This is a genomic window from Variovorax sp. dw_954, from assembly GCF_018449755.1.
Taxonomy (GTDB): Bacteria; Pseudomonadota; Gammaproteobacteria; order Burkholderiales; family Burkholderiaceae_C; genus Variovorax.
Window position 1 is genome coordinate 61,467 of record NZ_JAAVVD010000016.1, and the last position, 22,666, is coordinate 84,132.

Sequence of the window (22,666 nt, forward strand, 5' to 3'; positions counted from 1 at the left end):
GGAAGAGGAGGTTGGGACGGGAGATGGGGATGTTGTCCGAGGGCCACGTGCGCTGCAAGACTGGCCGGCGAACAACCGGGGAATGTATCATGGTGCGCTGCACCAACCGCAGGCATCTGCTTGCGGTCAATACGTAGTTACTCCAGCGCAAAAAGAACTCCATGGTCAAGGTCTTCATCGACGGCGAAGCCGGCACCACCGGCCTGCAAATCCGCGAACGTCTCGCCACGATGCCCGGCATCGAGGTGGTGAGCATCGATCCCGCATTGCGCAAGGACGTGAACGCCAAGCGAGAGCTGATGGCCGGGGTCGACCTGGTGATGCTCTGCCTGCACGACGACGCGGCCATCGAGTCGGTGGCGTTGATCGATCAGTTGAGCGGCAAGAAGCCGAAGATCATCGACGCGTCGACGGCGCATCGCGTGAACCCGGCGTGGACCTTCGGTTTCCCCGAACTGGTGGCCGGCCACTGGGAAGCGGTGGCCAAGGCCGACCGCGTGGCCAACCCGGGCTGCTACGCCACCGGCGCCATCGCCATCGTGCGTCCGCTGATCGACGCCGGACTGCTGCGTGCCGACCAGCCGATTGCCCTGCCATCGGTCAGCGGCTTCTCGGGCGGCGGCCGGACCATGATCGAGGCCTACGAGTCGGGTGCGGCGCCGGCGTTCGAGACCTATGCGCTCGGCCTCAAGCACAAGCACATCCCCGAGATCATGAAGTACACAGGGCTCACGCACCGCCCCGTCTTCATCCCCTCGGTCGGCAACTTCAAACAGGGCATGCTGGTGCAGTTGCCATTGGACCTGGACCAACTGCCAGGCAAGCCGAAGGCCGGCGACCTGCACGATGCGCTCGCGGCGCACTATGCCAGCAGCAACACGCCGGCCCGATACGTGAAGGTGCTTCCGCCCACCGACAGCGGCAAGATCGATCCGTTGGCGCTCAACGACACCAACGAACTCGAGATCCGCGTGTTCCCGAACGAAGACCACCGCCACGCGGTCGTCATCGCGCGGCTCGACAACCTGGGCAAGGGCGCGAGCGGTGCGGCGGTGCAGAACCTCGAATTGATGCTGGGGCTCTGAGCTTCGTCGCTGCGCTGGCGGGGCTACCCGCCTTGACACCTCGGGCAATGCCGAAGCAGGAGGGATTCCCAGGCACGACGCAAGACCGGCTCGACCCTTTGTCCGACGCTACAGATTCGATAGCAATGCGTGCAATTGTGGCGCGCATTTCCGCGGTTCCGGGCGTGCAAATGTGGCTATCATCCGGCGATCCAAACAAGAGGAGCGCTGAACATGGCCGCCAAATTCCAGAAGCCCACCGGCGCGTTCGTGGCCGCATCCTGGGCCGCACTGTTCGTCGGCGCGATCGTCTTCCTCATCGGGTTGTGGAACGCCTCCATGCAACTCAATGAGAAGGGCTACTACTTCACCATCCTGATGTACGGCCTGTTCTCCGCCGTGTCCCTGCAGAAGTCGGTGCGCGACCGGCTCGAGGGCATTCCGGTCACCAACATCTACTACAGCCTATGCTGGGTCTCGCTGTTGCTGTCGGTGGCGCTGTTGGCCGTGGGCCTCTTCAATGCCACGCTGGCGGGGAGCGAGAAGGGCTTCTATGGCATGGCGTTCCTGCTCGCGCTGTTCGGTGCGGTCGCCGTGCAGAAGAACGTGCGTGACATGGCTGCGCACAAGAGCGACACGCCCGGCTTGGCGGACGAGCCCGACGTGGCCTGAGCGGCCTGCGAAAGCCGGACGCCCGCTGCGCGGGTCTCAGCGCGTGAGATAGAAACCCACGGCCGCCAGCGCCGCGTGCGCGGCGACGGCAATCCACCAGATCGTGCGGGAGGGCGTGGCCGCATCCTGAAGCGCATCGCCGATGCGCTGGTTGAGCATGGTGCGCAAGGCGGGGTCTTCGGCGCCTGCCGCTGCCGCACCGAATTCACCCTGAGTCTGCTGCCAATGCGCCACCATGTCCGACAGCGGCAGCCGCGCAAGCACGAAGCCGATGGCCCTGGACAGCGCCTTGCTCTCCCCGAGGACCGGCGCGAGTTGCCGGCTCAAGGTTTCCACGGTGAGCCATTCCGGTACACGCTGCAATGCGCCGTACGTGCGGGGCATGGCCTCGATGCGGCCCGCGATGGCAGAGGCCAGTCGCTGAGAGAGGGTCTCGCCGTGGGCCCTGACCACCTGCTGCAGCGCCCGTGCATGGCCTTGCTTCACGCCGATCATCAGGTAGAGCGGGACGTACAGCATCAGCAACATGGCCACCAGCAAGGGCGGTGAGGCCAGCATTGCCAGCACGGCGCCGACGCCGCCCGCATGGGCTGCCGACATGCCCGGTCCATCGAAGCGGCCGAGGTACCACGCGAATGCGCCGCCGCCGAGCAGCAGGGCCAGGAGTCCGCCCACGACGACTGAACTCGCGAAAGCCGCGCCGGCCTTGAAGCCGGTGCGCATGAGAGACGGCGAAGCCGGCGTTGAAGCATTCGATGGCAAGAATTCCTCCCTGGATTGCGGTCTGCGCCGCGCCTTCGAATCATGCCAGTCCACGCCCGCCACGGGCGCGTTTAATTGATGTCCGCGTTCGTTTTCAGCGTCTTCGTGACCACGTCGGCCGAGAAGCCGCGGGCCAGCAGGAAGCGCACCTGCCGGGCGCGCTCGGCGGCATCCGCTGGCGGCACGCCGAAGCGGCGGCGCCAGACTTCCAGGGCACGGGGCAATTCGGTCTCGCGCAGGCTGGCCACAGCCTCGGCGATGGCCTCCGGAGCAATGCCCTTGTGCGCCAGCTCCTGCCGGACGCGCGCGGCGCCGACGCGCGAGGCACGTTGGTTCAGCACGGACTGGACCACGCGCGCCTCGCTGATGAAGTCTTTCGCGGCGAGTTCGTCGAGCGCCCGGCCCAGCGAGCCGGGCTCTTCCTCATGGCGCGCGAGCTTGCGTTCCAACTCCGCGCGCGAATGCTCTCGTTGGCTCAGCAGGCGCAGCGCGCGGCCTTTGAGGGAAGGGGCTCCAAATGCCATCGGCTGGCGTGTCGCTTACTTCTCGGCCTTGTCGGCCTTCTCAGCCTTCACGGGCTTGGCCACGGGCGCTTCGGGCGCACCCGCATCGGCGGCCAGCAGCGGAATGCCCAGCGATTCGCGCACCTTGTTCTCGATCTCGCGCGACAGCTCCGGGTTCTCGCGCAGGAACTCGCGCGCGTTGTCGCGGCCCTGGCCGATCTTCTCGCCGTTGTAGGCGTACCAGGCGCCGGACTTGTCGACGATCTTTGCCGTGACGCCCATGTCGATGATCTCGCCCTCGCGGCTGATGCCTTCGCCGAACAGGATGTCGAACTCGGCCGTCTTGAAGGGGGGCGAGACCTTGTTCTTCACCACCTTGACCTTGGTCTCGTTGCCGATGGCTTCGTCGCCCTTCTTGATGGTGCCGATGCGGCGAATGTCCAGCCGCACCGAGGCGTAGAACTTCAGCGCGTTGCCGCCGGTGGTGGTTTCGGGCGAGCCGAACATCACGCCGATCTTCATGCGGATCTGGTTGATGAAGATGACCATGCAGTTGGTCTTCTTGATCGTGGCGGTGAGCTTGCGCAGCGCCTGGCTCATCAGGCGGGCCTGCAGGCCGGGCAGGGAGTCGCCCATTTCGCCTTCGATTTCGGCCTTGGGCGTGAGCGCGGCGACCGAGTCGACCACGATCAGGTCGACGGCGCCGGAACGCACCAGCGAGTCGACGATTTCAAGGGCTTGCTCGCCGGTGTCGGGCTGGCTGATGAGCAGGTCGGACAGGTTCACGCCGAGCTTCTGGGCGTACTGCACGTCGAGCGCGTGTTCGGCATCGACGAAGGCGCAGGTGCCGGCCTGACGTTGCATCTCGGCGATGACCTGCAGCGTGAGCGTGGTCTTGCCCGAGGATTCAGGGCCGTAGATCTCGATGACGCGGCCGCGCGGCAGACCGCCGACGCCCAGCGCGATGTCCAGGCCCAGCGAACCGGTGGAGACCACCTGGATGTCTTCCAGCGCCTCGCCTTCGCCCAGCCGCATGATCGTGCCCTTGCCGAACTGCTTTTCGATCTGCGCCAGCGCGGCCTGCAGTGCCTTGGCCTTTTCGCTGTTCGGGACCGAGATGCTGGTGCCCTTGACGAGTGCGTCCATGAAAAATCTCCTTGAATATCAACGGTTTGTGTTTGGTTTTCGCATCTGTGTTTGATAACAGGCTGGATGCTTGAACAGTAGTGTATGCGGCTGTATAAATCCGTAAAGTCGATTTTTAGTCAGTTTGCTTTACCATATGCACGATGACCACGGACCCCGAAGACGACTGGCGGCAGACCCACCTGGGCCGCCTGCTCGGCCACGCGATGCGCCGCTTCGACGAGCGCGTGCTGGCGCTGATGGCGCACGACATCGACGTGCCCCTGGCGTTGTCGAACCTCGCCGCGCGCCAGCAGGTCAGCGCCGCCCACATCCACATCACGCGGCACTTGGCGCGCAACGGCTCGCGCCTGACCGAACTGGCCGAGCGCGCCGGCATGACCAAGCAGGCGATGGGCACGCTGGTCGACCAATGCGAGGCCTGGGGCATCGTGACGCGCGGGCCCGACCCGCTCGATGCGCGGGCGCGGCGCGTGGAGTTCACCAACGACGGGCTGGCCTGGCTCGATGCCTTCCGGCGCGCCGTGGCGCAGGCGGAGCAGGAGTTCCGCGCCAGCGTGGGCGACGAGGTGGCGACGGTGGTGACGATCGGGCTGGAGGCCTATGCAACCTGAGCGAAAGGCCATGGACGCACTTCTAGAATCGGCGCTCGATAGAGCTAAATCGCAGGGACACCACACCAACGGGGACACCACCCATGCGAATCCTGATTGCCGAAGATGACCAGGTCCTGGCCGATGCCTTGCTGCGCAGCTTGCGCACCTCGGGCGCGGCGGTCGACCACGTGGCCACCGGCTCGCAGGCCGATGCCGCGCTGATGACCAACAGCGAATTCGACCTGCTCATCCTCGACCTCGGCCTGCCCAACCTGCACGGCCTGGAAATCCTGAAGCGGCTGCGCGCCCGCGGCTCCTCGCTGCCGGTGTTGGTGCTGACCGCCGCCGACAGCGTGGAGGAGCGCGTCAAGGGGCTGGACTACGGCGCCGATGACTACATGGCCAAGCCGTTCTCCCTGCAGGAGCTGGAGGCGCGGGTTCGCGCGCTCACGCGCCGCGGCATGGGCGGCACCAGCAACGCGATCCGGCACGGCCCGCTGGTGTACGACCAGGCCGGCCGCGTGGCGACCATCGACGGGCGGATGATCGAGCTGTCGGCGCGCGAACTGGGCCTGCTCGAAGTGCTGCTGCAGCGCGCCGGCCGGCTGGTCAGCAAGGACCAGTTGGTGGAGCGGCTGTGCGAATGGGGCGAGGAGGTGAGCCTCAACGCGATCGAGGTCTACATCCACCGCCTGCGCAAGAAGATCGAGAAGGGCCCGATCCGCATCGCGACGGTGCGCGGGCTGGGCTACTGCCTGGAGAAGATCCAGGCGTAGCCTGGAAGCCGCCTTACTGCTGCTTGTCCAGATACATCGTCATGACGTAGCGGGGCGACTTGGCGATCATGACCAGCGAGCGGAAATAGCCATTCCCGACGTAGTCGCCGGCCCCGGTCAAGTAGATTGCGCTCGGGCCGGCGTAGTCTCCGGCGGTGTCCAGTTCGCACGCCTTCTGTGTGCCTGTCGCCGCATTGGCCGTGTTCAATGTCAGGTCGTACATGTTCTTCGCGGTCTTCGGCTCCGACTGCAGCAGCGTGCCCCAGAGCTTGCAGGTCCCGAATTCCGAGCCGCCGGTCGTCCCGGTCAGCACGCCCTTCTCGTCGATCTTGATCGAGACAGTGACATTCGATTCGCTGACGCCCCATTTGCCCGCGACGCTTTGCTGGCTCACGGCCAGCGCATTGGCGTTGCTGTACTTCAGCGGCCCCCAGGCCTGGGATGAGCGGCCGTCCCTCGCGTAGCTGCCATCCATCGAGGCCTTCGCGCTGAATGTGCCGGAGCCCGTGATGACCGGTTCGTCAATGAACCCGAGCGAGCGCGTGTCGCCGTTGAACACCCAGTTCGAGCCACCGGTGACGCTGATGGAGCCCCAGGTCCAATCGAGGAGGCCGCGGCGCACCAGCGACCCCTGCGCGCCGACCAGCGTGAAGCCCCACATGTCTTCGTAGATGCCTTCGCCATTGACGCCGACCTCGGCCGTCGAGCCGGGCTGCGGCGCGACGAGGGACGGTGCGGGCTCGCTGCCCGCCACAGGGTCATAGCGATCGGGCGCTGGAATCGTGGGTGCGGGTGCGGGTGCGGGTGCGGGCGCAGGAGGTGTCGGCGCCGCGGGCGCAGGTGGCACAGAGCCCGGCACAGTCGCAGGCGTGCCGGTTTGCGCTGGCGTGACCGCGAGCGCTTGCGTTGGCGTTGCGGCTGGGGTTGCGCCGTCAGGCGTTGACGTGGCCGTCGTCGGGCCCGATTGCCCTTCGGGCGAGGCGGCGGCGGGCGTCGTTGTCCCTGTGGCCATGGGGAGGAACCCGCCTCCACTCCCACCCCCACCTCCACCGCCACAAGCGGTCAACGCGGCGCACAAGGCGGCGGCGGCCGCGGCGGTGAACAAAGGCTTTGCGCGCAGGCGCGACGATTCAATATTCAATTGGATTTCTCCCTGACGTTTCGGATGGCTGAACAGAAGCACCGACGATAGTTTTCGATCCATCGCGCGGCCATCGGCGCCTTCCGCGTCGCAGGCGGAAACTTCCTCACAATTGACAATCCGTTTCATGTCTGAGGAAAACGTCACTTGAGATTCTTCAATCGCGGCCAGCGCTCGCTGTTCGGCGAGATCCTGGACTGGATGCTCACGCCGCTCCTGCTGCTGGTGCCGGTGAGCATCAGCGTGACCTGGCTGGTGGCGCAGGGCATCGCCAACCGGCCGTTCGACCGTGCGCTCGAATACAACGTCCAGACGCTGGGCACGCTGGTCACGGTGCAGGGGGAGCGCGTGCAGTTCTACCTGCCGCAGCCGTCGCGCGACATCATGCGGGCCGACGACACCGACCATGTCTACTACCAGGTGCGAGGGGCCGAAGGCGAACTGCTCGGCGGCGACGCCGACCTGCCGCCGCCGCCGGACGACGAGTCGCCATCGAGCGAGCGCGTGCTGATCCGCGAGGACCGGATGCGCGACGAGACGGTGCGCGTGGCCTACACCTGGGTCCAGCCGCGCCTGCCCGGCGCCGGCCTGGTGCTGGTGCAGGTGGCGGAGACGCGGCGCAAGCAGGAGGTGCTGGCCACGGAGATCATCAAGGGCGTGCTGCTGCCGCAATTCGCGATCCTGCCGCTGGCGATCCTGCTGATCTGGCTGGCGCTGGTGCGCGGCATCAAGCCGCTGTCGGAGCTGGAAGACCGCATCCGCGAGCGCAAGTCCGACGACCTGAGCCCGCTCGACGACAGCGCGGTGCCGGTCGAGGTGGCGCCGCTGGTGGCCTCGGTCAACGGGCTGCTGACGCGGCTGAACGAAACCATCGCGACGCAGCGCCGCTTCCTGGCCGACGCGGCGCACCAGTTGAAGACGCCGCTGGCCGGGCTGCGCATGCAAGCCGACCTGGCGCAGCGCGAAGGTGCAAGCGCGGAAGACCTGAAGCAGTCGCTCAAGCAGATCGGCCGCTCCAGCATCCGGGCCACGCACACGGTGAACCAGCTGCTGGCGCTGGCCCGTGCCGAAGGCGGCGGCGGCGCGGTGGCCCGGCAAGGCTGCGACCTGGCGCGGATCACCATCGAGGTGGTGCGCGAAGCGGTGCCGCGTGCGATCGAGCGGCGCATCGACCTCGGCTACGACGGCGTGGAAGCCGGCACGGCGGGGGTGATGATCCACGGCAACCCGACCTTGCTGAAGGAACTGGTGCGCAACCTGATCGACAACGCCATCAACTACACGCCGTCATCGAGCGAGCGGCCCGGCGTGATCACCGCGCGGGTGCTGGCGGACCCCTTCGGGCGGGTGACGCTGCTGCAAGTGGAAGACTCGGGGCCGGGCATTGCCGTGCACGAGCGCGAACTGGTGTTCCAGCCCTTCTACCGCGTGCTCGGCAACGAGGCCGACGGTTCGGGGCTGGGCCTGCCCATCGTGCTGGAGATCGCGCGCCAGCACAACGCCACGGTGGAGCTGGGCGATGCGCGGCCGGGGAGGCAGCCGCGCGGGGCGTTGTTCAGCGTGCGCTTTCAGACGAATTACTGAGCCCGCGGGGGCTGCGCCCGGCCCGCCCCCGAGGGGCATCAAATCGAGATGGCAGAGCCACATCGACTTGCGAGCACAAGCCGGTCTGTCGGCGTCCGTCCAGCAGTGCCACGCTCGATTCTCTTGAAGGCGCATCCGGCCTCGCGCGGGGGAACCCGGCGGCGTCAGAGGCCTTCGTGATCGGCGCTGGATGTGGACGGCGCGTTCGGCGAAGTCGGAGGTGCTGGCGCCGGCTCGGACGGCGATGCCGCGGCGGCCGGCACGGGTGCAACGACGTCCGACTCCTTGCGAATCTGCAATGCCTCCGGCCGGACCTGCTGCGCCATTCGCTGCGGCTCGCGCTCCGACAGCGACGCCGGCGCAGCACCGAACATCGCGAGCCCGCCCTGGGTCCAGGCGAAGTACAGGAGGTTGAGCGCGACCAGCGCCATCAGCAGCAGGCGCGCCCGCTTCATCCTCGCACCTCGCCCGCCTTGGGGCGCACGCTGACCTCCGAGCTGGTGATCGACTGCAAGCCGGCCGACGTGCGCACGAGCAATTCACCGCCCGCGCCGACGCCCTCGCAGGCGCCGATGGTGCCGTCGCTCAGGCTCAGCTCTCGCCCGTGCAACGCGTCGCGCGCGGCGAAGGCCTGTGTGAAGGGCGCGAATCCCTGCGCGGCGAAGCGCAACACGTCGCGCACCAGTGGCGCCGCGATGGCGGCCAGGGCCTGCGGTGCGGTCGCATCGGCGCGGAATTCCCGAAGCCAGGCCGGCGCCGTGTTCAAGCCCTCGGCCGGGCGCGGTCCGATGTTGAGGCCGATGCCGATGACCACGAAGCGCTGCGCCTCGCCGCCGTGCGGCATGGCGGTCTCGATGAGGATGCCGCCGAGCTTGCGGTCTTGCGCCGTCCACAGGTCGTTGGGCCACTTGAGGCGAATCTGCGCGCCCTCCGGATCGAGGCTGTCGGCCACGCTTGCGCCGACGGCCAGCGACAGGCCCGACCAGTCGGCCGGCGCCAGCGGCAGTCCGAGCGAAAAAGTCAGCGATTCGTCGAGCGTGCCCGGCCCGGCATCGCTGGCGCTCTGCCAGGGCCGTCCAAGGCGGCCGCGGCCCGCGGTCTGGCGCTCGGCCACCAGCAGCACCGGCGCCGCATCCCCCGCACGTGCGCGGCGCATGAGCTCGGTGTTGGTCGAGTCGATCTCGGGCACCCACTCGACCGTCATGCCAGCCACCAGCGCGCCGAGCGCGGCGCGCAGTTCGGTGACCGGCCAGGCAGGGGTCATGGCTTGTCGGCCTTCTTGCCGGACTTCCTGTCCGACTTCCCGGCCTTCCCGTCCTGCTTCTTCGGCTTGGCGGCCTTGGCCTTCTTCTCCAGCTTCTCGACCTTGTCCGCCTTCTCGCCCTTGCCAGCCTTCGCGACCTTTTCCACCTTCTTCTTTTTCTTCTTCCGGACCGGCTCCGCCTTGGCCCCATCGTCATCGCCCTTGGGCGACAGCAGGGTGCCCCGGCAGGTCTCGGCGCCGCACCAGCACGGGTACTCGGCCAGCAGTTCGGGCGTGTACTCCTCGTCGATGATCAGGCCGTAGTCGTAGTTGAGTTCCTCGCCGGCGGCGATGTCGCGCAGCGCCTTGATGAAGATGCGGCCCTCCTGCTCGTCGGCCTCGCAGTTCGGCGCGCAGGCATGATTGATCCAGCGGGCGGCATTGCCGTTGACCTTACCGTCGATGACATGCTTGTCGTCGATATGGAAGTAAAAGGTATGGTTCGGCTGCGCCGGGTCATGCGGATGACGGCGCAGGGCTTCCTTCCAGCTGATCACCTCGCCCTTGTATTCGACGATCGTCTCGCCCTCGGCAATGTCCTGCATGGCAAAAACACCGTTGCCGTGCACTTCGGAGCGGCGCGTCTGGATGCGACGACCTGAGTTCAAAGGGGATTTGGAAGGCATCGCCGAAGTCTGTTAGTTTGAATATGCACACGTATGCGTGCGCGCGCGTACACACGCGAGAAGCGGCAGATTGTAGATAGAGAGAAAAGATGACCAAGACTCTGGTGATTGCAGAAAAACCGTCGGTGGCGCAGGACATCGTTCGCGCGCTCACGCCTACGGCCGGCAAGTTCGACAAGCACGACGAGCACTTCGAAAACGAACACTACGTCGTGACAAGCGCGGTGGGCCACCTGGTGGAGATCCAGGCGCCCGAGGAGTTCGACGTGAAGCGCGGCAAATGGAGTTTTGCCAACCTGCCGGTGATTCCGCCGCACTTCGACCTGAAGCCCGTCGACAAGACCAAGACCCGGCTCAACGCCGTGGTCCGGCAGGCCAAGCGCAAGGACGTGACGCAACTCATCAACGCCTGCGACGCGGGCCGCGAGGGCGAGCTGATCTTCCGCCTGATCGAGCAATACGCGGGCGGCGCCAAGCCGCTGGGCAAGCCGGTGCGGCGCCTCTGGTTGCAGTCGATGACGCCGCAGGCCATCCGCGATGGCTTCGACTCGCTGCGCACCGAAAAGCAGATGCAGGGCCTGGCCGACGCCGCGCGTTCGCGCTCCGAGGCCGACTGGCTGGTGGGCATCAACGGCACACGGGCCATGACGGCCTTCAACTCGCGCGATGGCGGCTTCTTCCTGACGACCGTGGGCCGCGTGCAGACGCCGACGCTGTCGGTGGTGGTGGAGCGCGAGGAGCAGATCCGCAAGTTCGTCTCGCGCGACTACTGGGAGATCCACGCGAGCTTCGCGGCCGAAGCCGGCCAGTACCCCGGCAAGTGGTTCAACCCCGACTGGAAGAAGGCCAACGCACCCCTGCTCGCGAACGGCGAGCCGGATGCCGAGCAACGCGCCGACCGCGTCTGGAATGAACGCGAGGCGCGCGAGATCGCCGATGCATCGCGCGGCAAGCCCGCCACCGTCACCGAGGAAAGCAAGCCGACGACGTCTGCCTCGCCGATGCTGTTCGACCTGACGTCGCTGCAACGCGAGGCCAACAGCCGCTTCGGCTACAGCGCCAAGACCACGCTCGCACTGGCCCAGAGCCTGTATGAACGCCACAAGGCGCTGACCTATCCGCGGACCGATTCGCGCGCGCTGCCCGAGGACTACCTGCCGGTGGTGAAGGACACCATGAAGATGCTCGCCAACAGCGGCATGAAGCACCTGGCGCCCTTCGCGAAGCAGGCGGTCGACGGCAACTACGTCAAGCCCAACAAGCGCATCTTCGACAACGCCAAGGTGTCGGATCACTTCGCCATCATCCCCACGCTGCAGGCGCCCAGCGGCCTGAGCGAAGCGGAGCAGCGGCTGTACGACTTCGTCGTGCGGCGCTTCCTGTCGGTGTTCTTCCCGAGCGCCGAGTACCAGGTGACCACGCGCATCAGCACGGTCGAGACCAACGGCAAGAAGTACCCGTTCCGCAGCGACGGCAAGGTGCTGGTCAAGCCGGGCTGGCTCGCCATCTACGGCAAGGAAGCCGTATCGGACGACGACGAGAAGGACGGCAAGAACCTCGTGCCGGTGAAGCCGGGCGAGATCGTCAAGACCGAGTCCGCCGACATGAAGGGCCTGAAAACGCGTCCGCCGGCGCGCTACTCCGAAGCCACCTTGCTCGGCGCGATGGAAGGCGCGGGCAAGCTCATCGACGACGACGAATTGCGCGAAGCGATGCAGGAGAAGGGTCTCGGCACGCCCGCCACGCGCGCGGCCACCATCGAAGGCCTGATCGCCGAGAAGTACATGCTGCGCGAAGGCCGCGAGCTGATCCCGACGGCCAAGGCCTTCCAGCTCATGACGCTGCTGCGCGGCCTGGGCGTGGAAGAACTCTCGCGCGCCGAACTCACCGGCGAGTGGGAGTTCAAGCTCGCGCAGATGGAGCACGGCAAGCTCAGCCGCGACTCGTTCATGCGCGAGATCGCCAAGATGACGGAGCACATCGTCAAGAAGGCGAAGGAGTACGACCGCGACACCGTTCCCGGCGACTACGCCACGCTGCAGGCGCCCTGCCCCAACTGCGGCGGCATCGTGAAGGAAAACTACCGCCGCTACGCCTGCACCGGCAAGAGCGGCACCGGCGAGGACGCCTGCGGCTTCTCCTTCGGCAAGTCGCCGGCCGGCCGCACTTTCGAAGTGGCCGAGGCGGAGGCCTTGCTGCGCGACAAGCACATCGGCCCGCTGGAAGGCTTCCGCTCCAAGGCGGGCTGGCCCTTCACGTCGGAGATCATCATCAAGTTCGATGAAGAGACCAGCAACTGGAAGCTGGAGTTCGACTTCGGCGACGACAAGAACGAGGACAGCGGCGAGATCATCGACTTCAGCGGCCAAGCCTCGCTGGGGCCGTGCCCGATCTGCGCGGCCAGGGTGTTCGAATCCGGCAGCAACTACGTGTGCGAGAAGTCGGTGCCGACCAATGAACAGCCGACGCCGAGCTGCACCTTCAAGAGCGGGAAGATCATCCTGCAGCAACCGGTCGACCATGAGCAGGTCAAGAAGCTGCTGGCCACCGGCAAGACGGACCTGCTCGACAAGTTCGTGTCGATGCGCACCCGCCGCGCGTTCAAGGCCTTCCTCGCCTGGAACAAGGATGAAGGCAAGGTGACCTTCGAGTTCGAGCCGCGCGCCAGCAAGTTCCCGCCCCGCAAGACCTTCGGCAAGGCCGCGCCCGCGAAGACGGCGGCCTCGGCAAAGACCGCCGCCGCGAAGAAGGCGCCTGCAGCAAAGAAGGCCGCTGCCAAGAGTGCCGCCGCGCCCAAGGCTCCGCGCAAGACCGGCGCCGGCCTCAAGCCCAGCAGCGAGCTGGCCGCCGTGATCGGCGCCGAACCGGTGGCGCGCACCGAGGTCATCAAGAAGCTCTGGGACTACATCAAGGCCAACGGCCTGCAGGATGCGGCCAACAAGCGCGCGATCAATGCCGATGCCAAGCTGAAGCCGGTGTTCGGCAAGGACCAGGTGACGATGTTCGAACTGGCCGGCATCGTCGGCAAGCACCTGTCGGCCGACTGACGCGCCAGGGCGCACAAGGCAAACGGGCCCCGATCGCGCTGATCGGGGCCCGTTGTTCTTTGCGGGTCTGCCTGGTCGCCGCTACCGAAGGAACTCGCGAACCACCGGTGCCACCTCGGTCGCCTTGTTCATCAGGAACAGGTGGCCGTCATCCACGATGTGCAGTCTTGCATTGCGCATGAGCGAGGCCTGCAGGCGCGCATTGACCAGCGGCACCAGCGGATCGTCGCTCCCTGCCATCAACAACGTCGGATGGTGGATGCGCCACAGGAACGGCAGGCTGCTCCACGCTGCCATGGCCAGCAGCTGGTAGCGATAGCCCTTGGAGTCGCCGCCGCGCGCATGGTCGGTGAAAAGCTTGATGGCATCGGGGTCGGCGCGCAACGAGCCACCGTAGATGTCGGGCGCGATGCTCTTCATGTAGCCCTTGTCCCGGTAGCGCTTCGGATTGATCATTTTCCAGAGCACGCTGGGCTTGCCGGGCAGCATGGTTTGCCCGCCCATGGTCGTCGCCGCGAGCACCAGCCTGCGCACGCGCGCCGGAAACTGGATGGCGAACTGCTGTGCGAGCCCACCGCCCCATGACACGCCCAGCACGTCGACCTGGTCGTAGCCCAGTTCGTCCAGCACATTCGCCGCGAGGCGCGCCATCGTGAACAGCCGATAGGGACTCTTGGGCGCTGGCGACTTGCCGGCGCCGGGCACGTCGAAGATCACTGTCTCGGTGTCGCCGAGTTCGGCGATGAAGGGGCTGACCAGTTCGAGATTGGCGCCGATCCCGTTGAACATCAGCAACGGCTTGCCTGTGAGCGCGCCACCGACGCGCGCGCCGGGCCGGATGCCCACGCGCAGCAGCTGTTCGCCGATCGTCAGGGTGCCGATGTACATCCCCGATTTGGGATCGAACTGCACGTCCTTGAGCCGATCCTGGGGCGCTGCGACCGCAACGCTGGTTTTCTTGGCGGTGCCCATGAGTGATGTAGCCCAGTTCGCGAGGCGGAGCGGCGCACAGAGGCGCAAGACGGCGGCGCTCACTTTTGCATGACGTATTCGCCCGGCGCAGCAACGCCCGGCTTGTTCTTCGCGCTGCCAAGCTTGGCGGGCGCCCGCACCTTGTCGCCGGAGCGCCGGTGCATCCAGTCCATCCAGTTCGGCCACCAGCTTCCGTCGATGCGCGTCGCACCCGCCGTCCACGCCTCGGCGTCCGGTCCGCCGACCTTGCCCGTCAGAAAGAAGGACTTGGCCGCGCCGGGCGGATTGAGCAGGCTCTGCAGGTGGCCGGCATTGACCAGCGTGAACGTGCTCTTGTCGCCGTAGATGCGCGCCGTCGGGTAGCACGCCTTCCAGGGCGTGATGTGGTCGGTGATGCCGGCCACGATGTAGGCGTCGACCTTGACCTTGCGCATGTCGATGGGCTCACCCAGCACCTTCAGCTTGTTGGCATGGATGAACGGGCTCTCCTGCATGATGTCCAGCAGGTCGGCATGGAACGCGGCCGGCAGGCGGGTCGTGTCGGCATTCCAGTACAGGATGTCGAAGGCGGGTGGGTCGTTGCCCAGCAGGTAGTTGTTGACCCAATAGCTCCAGATCAGGTCGTTGGGGCGCAGCCAGGCAAACACGCGCGCCAGCGCCTCACCGTCGATGTAGCCCTTGGCCTTGGTCGCGGCCTTGATGGTGGCCACGCTTTCGGGCGTCATGAACAAGCCCATGCTGGTGTCCGACACGTTTTCCGGATCCAGCGTGCACACCGGGCTGACCACGTTCGCGACCTTGCTTTGCCCGGTGGCGGCGAGCCAGCCGACATAGGAAGCCGCGGTCATGCCGCCCGAGCAGGCGCCCCACAGGGTGATGTCGGGACTGCCGGTGATGTCGCGCGCGGCATCCACCGCTTCGTCGAGTGCCTTGCAATAGGTCGACATGTCCCAGTCGCGCTGCTTTTCGCCGGGATTGAACCAGCTCACGCAGAAGATCTGGACGCCTTGCTCGACGACGAACTTGACCAGGCTCTTCTCCGGCGAGAGGTCCATGGCGTAGAACTTGTTGACCTGCGGCGGGCAGATCACGAGCGGACGGGTGTACACCTCGGCGGTTTGCGGCTTGTACTGGATCAACTCGAGCACGTCGTTCCTGAACACTACCTGGCCCGGCGTCAGGCACAGGTTCTTGCCGAGTTCGAACTTCGACTTGTCTACCGACGATGGCAAGCCACCGTTGTCGCGCCAGTCGCCCACGAGGTTCTTCATGCCCTTGACCAGGCTCTGGCCGCGCGTTTCCTTGGCGCGCTTGATTGCGGCGGGATTGATCAGGGCGTTGCTCGGCGCGATCGCGTCGATGTAGATGGAGGCCACCAGCTGGGCACGTGCCTTGTCGCGCGGGTCCATCTCGATGGCATCGAGGTAGTTGTTGATGACGCTGCCGGTGGCCGCATGCGCCTGGAGCAGGCGCTTGAGCAGGCCACTGCTGCGCCAGGCCGGGTCCGCGAAGCGCTTGTCCTTGGGATAGGGCTCCGCGTCGGATGCGCCGGAAACGACCTTGCCCAGTTCGAGCGCATAGGCAGCCCAGTGCTGCGCGACCTTTGCCGGCTGCTGGACGGCCGAGCCGAACAAGGCCTTGACGCCTTCGCCGAGGTCCTCGAAGCGCAGCCCGATGAACGGGTTCACGGCCAGGGTGTTGTTGGCAGCGTCTTCGGTCAGCCGGCTGACCAGTTCTGCGGAGTTCGCTGCTTCGGCAGGCGCGGCTGGCTTGGCACGCGTGTCTGGCTTGGCTGCCTTCGGCTTTGCGACGGCCGGCCGCTTCGCCACCGCCTTCGGCGCCACAGGCGCGGCCCTGGCCACCTTGGTTGCTTTCACAGCGGCCTTCTTCACAGGCTTGGCTGACTTCGCGGCCACTTTCTTGACCGGGACAGTGGTCGTGGCCTTGGCACGCTTGGTTGCCGCAGCCTGCCTCTTCGGATTTGTCTCTTCGCTCATCAGGTTCTCCGCGCTTTGCGCACCGTTGAATGCTTTCGTATCGACAGGGTCGCTCATGCCGCCCCGCCAGTACAACCAGCGTCTCGGCGATCAAGGCAGGCTTTGCCTCGCCCTCGATCTCCACCGTGTTAACCATCGTGACCGGATGCCTTCCTTTGCCCTGGTCCACGACGGATCCCATTGTCACCCGAGCCCGCACACGCGAACTCACCTTGACCGGTGCGATGAATCGGACCTTGTTCAAGCCATGGTTGAAAGAGGCGAACGACGGCAACGTCGCGATCGAAAACTCTGTCCCTGTTGTCATCTGGTATCCCTGTACCTGCGTGAAGTCACTATGCCACCCGGGCCTGCGCGATGCGGCCAGCGCGCCCCGACGTTTGACGCCCATTTCGAGAATAGCGACCGATTTGCAGCCCCCGTCTACGGAAAACCCTGTTCCCGATGCGCGAGGACGGGGCGGTGTCGCCAAGGCGTCTGCATGGGGCTATCGGCGCAGCAGCGCCTGACGCAGCAACCGCGCGGCGCGGTCGCGGATCTGCCCCGGCATGCGATGGCGCCAACGTTGCGGCTGGCGCCTGCCGGCCGCGCATGCATTGAGGAAGTCGTTGAGGATCGGCGTGTCGTCGACCGTGGTGATCACGCTGCCGCTGCCATGGAACTCCGGATGCCATTGCGTCGCCGCGATGTAGCCATGGCCGCCGCGGGTGGTCGTGCGGCGAATGGCTTCGGGCACGTGGTCCGGATAGCTCCAGGCCTCGATCTCGAAACCGGGCGCCAGGTCCTTGATGCCCTGGTGGTGGATGCTGTTGACGCGCGTGTGCGTGACGCCGGGGTACATGCCGGCCAGCCGCGTGCCCTCGACCAGCACCAGGTCGTGGTAGTTCTTGTCGTAGCTCACCGCATCGCGGTGCGTGAGCGCGCCGGCATGCTGGGTCTCGATGTCCTGGTAGAGCGTGCCGCCGAAGGCCACGTTGATGAGTTGCAGGCCGCGGCATACGCCGAAGATCGGCTTGCCGACCTGCTCGAAGGCCTCGACCAGGGCCAGGTCATAAAGATCGCGGATGCGGTCGCCGATCCAGGCTTCCTTCAGCGGCGTTTCGCCATAGCTGCCTGGCCACACGTCGGCGCCACCGTGCATCACGACGCCGTCGAGCCACTCGGCGTAGTGCGAGAGCCGGGTGTCGCCGCGCGCCGTCTCGCCGGTAGGGCACGGCACCATGACCACCATCGCCCCGGCCGACATCAGCCAGTGCGCGATCGACTGCTCCACGTACTGCAACGTCTTGTTGGTGAACAGCGAGCGCGTGGGGTCCGCGTGCTGGAAACAGGCGGAGAGGCCGATCTTGAGGCGGCCGGCAACGGTCTTGGGCATGGCGGGTCGATACCTGCAGGGCGAGGAAGTTCATTGTGCACACTCACTTCACAGATGGCGACCCGCCAGCCGATAAGCTTTGCGTTTCTCGCGCACATGGCCGCCTGCCTCACGAATTCATGAAGACCTTGGTATTGCTTCTGGCGCTCTGGAGCGCGACCACGTGCGCCATCGCGCAAGAGTCGACCGAAGCGAAGGCGCAGGAACTGGCTCGATTGCGAGCGCAGATCCAGGAAAGGCTCCAGGAACCACTCGACAAGGCGCCCGGGCCGCGGCGACGAGGCAAGTACGTCGTGTATGGCGGCACGGCCGCCGACACGTCCTACGCGGCATGGCTGCGCGGCACGTATTGCCGCATCGTCGCCGTGCACGCGAGCCTGAACGCGCCGGGGTCGCTGCCGAAGGGCCCCGGGCGCGGACGGCTGATGCTGACTGTGGAGCGTTCCGGGGACCTGCAGGCGGCGAGCATGCCGGTGTCGTTGGGCGACGCGCGGCTGGATGACTCGGTCATTGCAGCGGCGTCGCGGGCAGCGCCCTTTCCACCGCCGCCGCCGGAACCCGACGGCAAGGTCGACCTGCTCTGGACCGATGCAGTGATCGTCTATGGGAATGACGGGCTGGGGGCTCCCGACGAGTGTGCTGCTGAAGTCCAGCCCGGTGCGCTTCGCTTCGCGGACCGGGATTCCAGGAGTGCAGGCGCCTGCTATGCCAAGGGGTTGCCGGCCGCGCGCACCGACGAAGACCTGCGCAGCCTGGTCTCCCGCTGCGGCGACGAACCCGGCTACTTCGCGGCGCTGCGCCAACTCAACGCATTGCCGCTCCCCAAGGCTGCCGCCCTCCGGCTTCGGCCTGCCGGCCAGGAGCAGAACACGGTGCGCGTCAGCCTCGAGGCCGACGTGTTCTTCAACCTGCACCAGACCCGCACCCTGCCGATCGGTTTCGAAAAACTGGACCAGCTGATCGCACGCCTTGGCAAGGAGACCCGCATCGAAGCGATCCGGATCGCCAGTGGCAGCGACAGCTACGAAGCCGCGTCGGGCGACGGCGAACACCTGGCTCGCGCCCGGGCCGAAATGGTCCGCGCCTACCTCGCATCCGCGGGCCTGGACTCCGCGACACCCGTGGCGGTCACCCGGCGCGAGGGCTACGGCCCGTTCACGGCCGAGGGCCGTGCCCGCGACCGCTCGGCGCGCATCACGGTGCAAGCCATCGGCGAGCGGCCCTTAGGACACGTTTTGCACGTGTTCTAGCAACCATTGTGCCTATCAGGCTATAATCGAGGGTTCGCTGACACGACGAAGCACTTTTCGTCATACCGCCGGTTGGCCCGCATCCCGGGCCTCTGACTTCCCTGAAGCCGGCCCTCACAGTGCGTTGGAGCGCCAGACCGGGCGCCCATGATTGCCACCACTGCCTTCTGTCTTGTAAAGCGAATTTCGCGCCTTGTCGGCCGACCTTTCGTCGGCAACGCCGCGCGCCGTTTTCAAACATTTTTCAGGGTGCGTCACGCAAAGCGTGGCCATCGGGCATTGCAATTCATGGATCTCATTCACACCACTGTCGCAGTGGGCAAGTACCTTATCTCGCCGCTGATCCGGCACACCGTCGACGGCGATTTCGCCGCCTCCGTCTCGATCCGCTCCGGCCAGGGCCGGGGCACGCACGACCGCGTGATGCGGTTCACGCCGCGCTTCGACAGCCACGCGCTGGCGCACAGCTATGCCACCGAACAAGGCCTGGGCTGGGTGCGCGAACGCACCATGTCGCGCGTTGTAGTGACGTGACACGGGGTAAGCCTTTTTCAGCACAATTCACGATAATCACGCAGAGGTAACACATACATGGCCAAGGAAGAACTGATTGAAATGAACGGCGCAGTCACCGAGGTGCTGCCCGATTCGCGCTATCGCGTCACGCTCGACAACGGGCACCAGCTCATCGCCTACAGCGGCGGCAAGATGCGCAAGCACCACATCCGCATCCTGGCGGGTGACAAGGTATCGCTGGAGCTGTCGCCCTACGATCTGACCAAGGGCCGCATCACGTTCCGCCACCTGAACGGTCGCGGCCCGATGCCGCCGTCGAACACGACTCCCCGTCGCTGAAGCGTGCCGCCAGCCCTCGTGCTGGCGCGCGTCGAACCGGCCTCCGGGCTCCCGTTGCTATCCGCGGATAGCTCCTGCACAAGCAGCACGGGCGCCGGGGGCTTTTTATTTTCCTGAAGCAACGCTCCTGCACGCGCCGTGACCCGCAGCGCCGCGACCCGGCGAGGCCCTCGACAAGTCCCGCGCGATGCGCACCGTGAAGACTTGCCCGGCGCCGCCCACAGGGCTCCGATTCCTGCAGCGCACTGTTCGCCGCCATGACGCCGCTGCCGGGTCGGGGCGCATTGACCCGCTACGCCGCCTCGACCCCACACTTCGCTCCATCATGACGACAGACACCCACGACTTCGGCACGTTGCCGCTTTCCCCGCAGGCACTGGCCAACCTCACGCAGCTCGGCTACACGCGCATGACGCCGATCCAGGCTGCCGCGTTGCCGCTGGCATTGCTCGGCAAGGACCTGATCGCGCAGGCCAAGACCGGCAGCGGCAAGACCGCCGCGTTTGCGCTGGCGCTGCTGGCCAACCTGAATGCGCGCCGTTTCGCGGTGCAGGCGATGGTGCTGTGCCCGACGCGCGAATTGGCCGACCAGGTGACGACCGAGATCCGCCGCCTGGCGCGGGCCGAGGAAAACATCAAGGTCGTCACGCTGTGCGGCGGCGTCGCGCTGCGCGGGCAGACTGCCAGCCTGGAGCACGGCGCGCACGTCGTGGTGGGCACGCCGGGCCGCATCATGGACCACCTGGAGCGCGGCAATCTCGACCTGGAAGCGCTCAACACGCTGGTGCTCGACGAAGCCGATCGCATGCTCGACATGGGCTTCTTCGACGACATCGCCAAGGTGGCGCGCCAGTGTCCCGCCAATCGCCAGACGCTGCTGTTCTCGGCCACCTACCCGGAAGGCATCGCGAAGCTCAGCCAGCAGTTCATGAAGGCGCCGCAGCAGGTGACGGTGCAGGCCCAGCACGAGGCCGGCAAGATCCGCCAGCTCTGGTGGCAGGTCAAGGAGAGCGAGCGGCTGCACGCGGTGAGCCTGCTGCTGAACCACTACCGGCCCGAGAGCACGCTGGCCTTCTGCAACACCAAGCAGCAGTGCCGCGACCTGGTCGAGGTGCTGCAGGGGCAGGGCTTCAGCGCGATGGCGCTGTTCGGCGAACTGGAGCAGCGCGAGCGCGACCAGGTGCTGGTGCAGTTCGCCAATCGCAGCTGCTCGGTGCTGGTGGCGACCGACGTGGCCTCGCGCGGGCTCGACATCGCCCAGCTCGAAGCGGTGATCAACGTCGACGTGACGCCCGACCCCGAACTGCACATCCACCGCATCGGCCGCACCGGCCGGGGCGATGCCGACGGGCTGGCGCTGAATCTCGCCAGCATGGACGAGATGGGCTACGTCGGGAAGATCGAGCAGTTGCAGGGCCGCGAGTCGGACTGGCAGGCGCTGTCGAACCTCACGCCCGCGGGCGGCGGCCCGCTGCAGCCGCCGATGGCCACGCTGCAGATCGTCGGCGGACGCAAGGAGAAGATCCGCGCCGGCGACGTGCTGGGTGCGCTCACCGGAGAGGCCGGCTTCACGCGCGAGCAGGTCGGCAAGATCAACGTGAACGAGTTCTCGACCTACGTCGCGGTGGATCGGCGCATCGCGGAGCAGGCGCTGCGCAAGCTGTCGATCGGACGGGTCAAGGGCAAGAGCGTGAAGGTGCGGTTGCTCTGATGCAGGGCGCTGGACGGGTTCAGAGTGTTCCAGCGATGGTGGTCGGGCCGAAATCCATGGCGGCATGCTCCGAGATCCGGCCCTGGCGACCGGACGTGACGCCGGCGCGCTGTTCGAGCGCGGCAATGCCGGCCATCACGGCCAGTCCGTAACTCGGCATGGGGCGCTCCGCCCGATCCAGCTGGGCGTCCCGCGCAGCGCGGACCTGCTGTTCTTCCAGGACCCAGTAAAACTGACCGGGAGACGGTTCTTCCACGATCAAAGCAATGCCATTCGCGACCAAAGTAATTCTTTCAAAATGCAAACTGTAGGCGCCATTTGTAAGCGAACGTCGCCTTTCAGCCCGTGCACAAAGTCACGACTGCACCAAGCCTGCACGGCAGCCACGAATGTTCGTGCGATTTCACCGGAATGACGCGGCGCGCTTGCGACGCGGCGCACCGGCCGGGAACTTTCCCTTTGCAACCTTTGTTGAATTTCCTCTGAAGCAGGCCTCATGTCGGACGACAACCAGATCGAAGTCCCCCCGTCCTTCCTGGCGGTCTATGCCGACGCGCGCCAGCGGCTGAGCGAACCGATCGGCATCGTGCGTGCGCGCTACGAGTTGTGCGAGGACCTGGCCACGCTCCTCGTCGAGCAGGCGCAGAGGCTGCACCACGTGGCCGTGCCGTCCGAGGACGAGATCCTGCATCGCTGCCGCGACGGGCTGCTCACGGCCGAATCGGGGGTGTCCGCGGTGGAGGCGACGTGGATCGTGCGGCGGCTGGCGGAGTTGCTGAACTGGCGTTGCCCGACGTTCGAGGACGCGTAGAAGACGAGCCGGCGCGGCGCGGCCGTCAACCCGTATCGCGGCGCAGGTCCAGCAGCAGTTCGAGCCGTTGCGCGGCCCCCCAGGTCTCGCGCTGGAAGAGCTTGTGATACCGGTCGAGTTCGGCCGCGGATTGCGCGGCGACCCGGTGCGCCTCTTCGTGCGAGGCGGCGCGCATGTAGTAGACAAGATATTCGCCCTCGGTCGTGATGTCGAGGAACACCGACTCGATCGACACCCCCTCGGCGACCAGACGCTGCAAGGCATCGGCACGGTGCGCCGACATGTGCGCTGCCCATTCGCGCACGCGGGGCAGCACGCCGTTCTTCAGGCGGATCCGGGCACAGACTGGGACGTGGGTCGAATTCATGGAGTGCATCGCTGCTTGGGCCCGTCTATGGGCCTGTGGCTCCCTGCGCATCCCGAAAGTGTCGGAAGGTGTGGATGAATCCGGCGTGGCCGGGCGGGCACGGCGGGT

Annotated in this window: 23 protein-coding genes; 11 read left to right on the plus strand and 12 right to left on the minus strand. The window is 66.4% G+C overall.

The window, feature by feature from the left end; all coding sequences use genetic code 11:
- The first annotated feature begins 161 nt into the window (after positions 1-161).
- Both argC and yiaA read left to right on the plus strand, forming a co-directional pair.
- On the plus strand, positions 162-1,085 hold the full coding sequence (gene argC / locus HB681_RS23050; RefSeq protein ID WP_213957201.1) for an N-acetyl-gamma-glutamyl-phosphate reductase: 924 nt from the start codon (positions 162-164) through the stop codon (positions 1,083-1,085).
- A gap of 213 nt (positions 1,086-1,298) precedes the next feature.
- Positions 1,299-1,736: an inner membrane protein YiaA gene (gene yiaA, locus HB681_RS23055; protein WP_213957202.1), complete on the plus strand. Its 438-nt coding sequence runs from the start codon at positions 1,299-1,301 to the stop codon at positions 1,734-1,736.
- A gap of 36 nt (positions 1,737-1,772) precedes the next feature.
- On the opposite strand, the gene HB681_RS23060 is transcribed toward yiaA, so the two are convergent.
- The 3 genes from HB681_RS23060 to recA all read right to left on the minus strand — a co-directional run bounded on the left by HB681_RS23060 (position 1,773) and on the right by recA (position 4,147).
- A complete protein-coding gene (locus HB681_RS23060; RefSeq protein WP_213957203.1) occupies positions 1,773-2,459 on the minus strand; it encodes a hypothetical protein in 687 nt (228 codons plus the stop codon).
- A gap of 110 nt (positions 2,460-2,569) precedes the next feature.
- A complete protein-coding gene (gene recX / locus HB681_RS23065; protein ID WP_213957204.1) occupies positions 2,570-3,022 on the minus strand; it encodes a recombination regulator RecX in 453 nt (150 codons plus the stop codon).
- Positions 3,023-3,037: 15 nt separating this feature from the next.
- Positions 3,038-4,147: a recombinase RecA gene (gene recA, locus HB681_RS23070; protein WP_213957205.1), complete on the minus strand. Its 1,110-nt coding sequence runs from the start codon at positions 4,145-4,147 to the stop codon at positions 3,038-3,040.
- Between the two features lie 143 nt (positions 4,148-4,290).
- On the opposite strand from recA, the gene HB681_RS23075 reads away from it, so the two are divergent.
- Positions 4,291-4,761, plus strand: coding sequence for a MarR family transcriptional regulator (locus HB681_RS23075; protein WP_213957206.1), 471 nt, complete (start codon positions 4,291-4,293; stop codon positions 4,759-4,761).
- Positions 4,762-4,844: 83 nt separating this feature from the next.
- The gene (locus HB681_RS23080; protein ID WP_213957207.1) at positions 4,845-5,519 is read left to right on the plus strand and encodes a response regulator transcription factor; all 675 of its coding nucleotides are present in this window, start codon (positions 4,845-4,847) and stop codon (positions 5,517-5,519) included.
- Positions 5,520-5,532: 13 nt separating this feature from the next.
- On the opposite strand, the gene HB681_RS23085 is transcribed toward HB681_RS23080, so the two are convergent.
- Positions 5,533-6,531 (minus strand): hypothetical protein, encoded by a 999-nt coding sequence (locus tag HB681_RS23085; protein ID WP_213957208.1) that lies wholly within the window; start codon positions 6,529-6,531, stop codon positions 5,533-5,535.
- A 276-nt stretch (positions 6,532-6,807) separates the two neighbouring features.
- On the opposite strand from HB681_RS23085, the gene HB681_RS23090 reads away from it, so the two are divergent.
- On the plus strand, positions 6,808-8,244 hold the full coding sequence (locus HB681_RS23090; protein ID WP_213957209.1) for a sensor histidine kinase: 1,437 nt from the start codon (positions 6,808-6,810) through the stop codon (positions 8,242-8,244).
- 164 nt (positions 8,245-8,408) lie between these two features.
- On the opposite strand, the gene HB681_RS38285 is transcribed toward HB681_RS23090, so the two are convergent.
- From HB681_RS38285 to HB681_RS23105, 3 genes are read right to left on the minus strand one after another with little or no spacing between them, the layout of a single operon-like run.
- Complete coding sequence (locus tag HB681_RS38285) at positions 8,409-8,699, minus strand: hypothetical protein (RefSeq protein ID WP_256735067.1); 291 nt, start codon at positions 8,697-8,699, stop codon at positions 8,409-8,411.
- On the minus strand, positions 8,696-9,508 hold the full coding sequence (locus HB681_RS23100; protein ID WP_213957210.1) for a biotin--[acetyl-CoA-carboxylase] ligase: 813 nt from the start codon (positions 9,506-9,508) through the stop codon (positions 8,696-8,698). The genes HB681_RS38285 and HB681_RS23100 overlap by 4 nt, the downstream gene beginning before the upstream one ends.
- Complete coding sequence (locus tag HB681_RS23105) at positions 9,505-10,173, minus strand: SET domain-containing protein-lysine N-methyltransferase (protein WP_213957211.1); 669 nt, start codon at positions 10,171-10,173, stop codon at positions 9,505-9,507. Before HB681_RS23105 ends, HB681_RS23100 begins: the two co-directional genes overlap by 4 nt.
- Positions 10,174-10,262: 89 nt before the next feature.
- On the opposite strand from HB681_RS23105, the gene HB681_RS23110 reads away from it, so the two are divergent.
- Complete coding sequence (locus tag HB681_RS23110) at positions 10,263-13,220, plus strand: DNA topoisomerase III (protein ID WP_213957212.1); 2,958 nt, start codon at positions 10,263-10,265, stop codon at positions 13,218-13,220.
- Positions 13,221-13,301: 81 nt separating this feature from the next.
- Here HB681_RS23110 and phaZ read toward each other — a convergent pair whose 3' ends face one another.
- The 3 genes from phaZ to HB681_RS23125 all read right to left on the minus strand — a co-directional run bounded on the left by phaZ (position 13,302) and on the right by HB681_RS23125 (position 17,564).
- Entirely contained in the window at positions 13,302-14,192 is an 891-nt protein-coding gene (gene phaZ / locus HB681_RS23115) for a poly(3-hydroxyalkanoate) depolymerase (RefSeq protein WP_256735068.1), read from the minus strand.
- A gap of 59 nt (positions 14,193-14,251) precedes the next feature.
- Positions 14,252-16,246 (minus strand): alpha/beta fold hydrolase, encoded by a 1,995-nt coding sequence (locus tag HB681_RS23120; protein WP_213957213.1) that lies wholly within the window; start codon positions 16,244-16,246, stop codon positions 14,252-14,254.
- A gap of 430 nt (positions 16,247-16,676) precedes the next feature.
- Positions 16,677-17,564 (minus strand): type 1 glutamine amidotransferase, encoded by an 888-nt coding sequence (locus HB681_RS23125; RefSeq protein ID WP_213957214.1) that lies wholly within the window; start codon positions 17,562-17,564, stop codon positions 16,677-16,679.
- Positions 17,565-17,683: 119 nt separating this feature from the next.
- On the opposite strand from HB681_RS23125, the gene HB681_RS23130 reads away from it, so the two are divergent.
- The 4 genes from HB681_RS23130 to dbpA all read left to right on the plus strand — a co-directional run bounded on the left by HB681_RS23130 (position 17,684) and on the right by dbpA (position 21,380).
- Entirely contained in the window at positions 17,684-18,814 is a 1,131-nt protein-coding gene (locus HB681_RS23130) for a TonB C-terminal domain-containing protein (protein WP_213957215.1), read from the plus strand.
- Positions 18,815-19,102: 288 nt separating this feature from the next.
- Positions 19,103-19,348, plus strand: a complete 246-nt coding sequence (locus tag HB681_RS23135; RefSeq protein WP_213957311.1) for a hypothetical protein — start codon at positions 19,103-19,105, stop codon at positions 19,346-19,348.
- Positions 19,349-19,405: 57 nt separating this feature from the next.
- Positions 19,406-19,669, plus strand: a complete 264-nt coding sequence (gene infA / locus HB681_RS23140) for a translation initiation factor IF-1 (RefSeq protein WP_213957216.1) — start codon at positions 19,406-19,408, stop codon at positions 19,667-19,669.
- 325 nt (positions 19,670-19,994) lie between these two features.
- Entirely contained in the window at positions 19,995-21,380 is a 1,386-nt protein-coding gene (gene dbpA / locus HB681_RS23145; RefSeq protein ID WP_213957217.1) for an ATP-dependent RNA helicase DbpA, read from the plus strand.
- Positions 21,381-21,399: 19 nt separating this feature from the next.
- Here dbpA and HB681_RS23150 read toward each other — a convergent pair whose 3' ends face one another.
- Positions 21,400-21,540, minus strand: a complete 141-nt coding sequence (locus HB681_RS23150; protein WP_213957218.1) for a hypothetical protein — start codon at positions 21,538-21,540, stop codon at positions 21,400-21,402.
- Between the two features lie 336 nt (positions 21,541-21,876).
- Between HB681_RS23150 and HB681_RS23155 the strand changes: the two genes are divergently transcribed.
- Positions 21,877-22,191 (plus strand): hypothetical protein, encoded by a 315-nt coding sequence (locus HB681_RS23155; protein ID WP_213957219.1) that lies wholly within the window; start codon positions 21,877-21,879, stop codon positions 22,189-22,191.
- Positions 22,192-22,216: 25 nt separating this feature from the next.
- Here HB681_RS23155 and HB681_RS23160 read toward each other — a convergent pair whose 3' ends face one another.
- Positions 22,217-22,558: a DUF6176 family protein gene (locus HB681_RS23160; RefSeq protein WP_213957220.1), complete on the minus strand. Its 342-nt coding sequence runs from the start codon at positions 22,556-22,558 to the stop codon at positions 22,217-22,219.
- Positions 22,559-22,666: the final 108 nt, after the last annotated feature.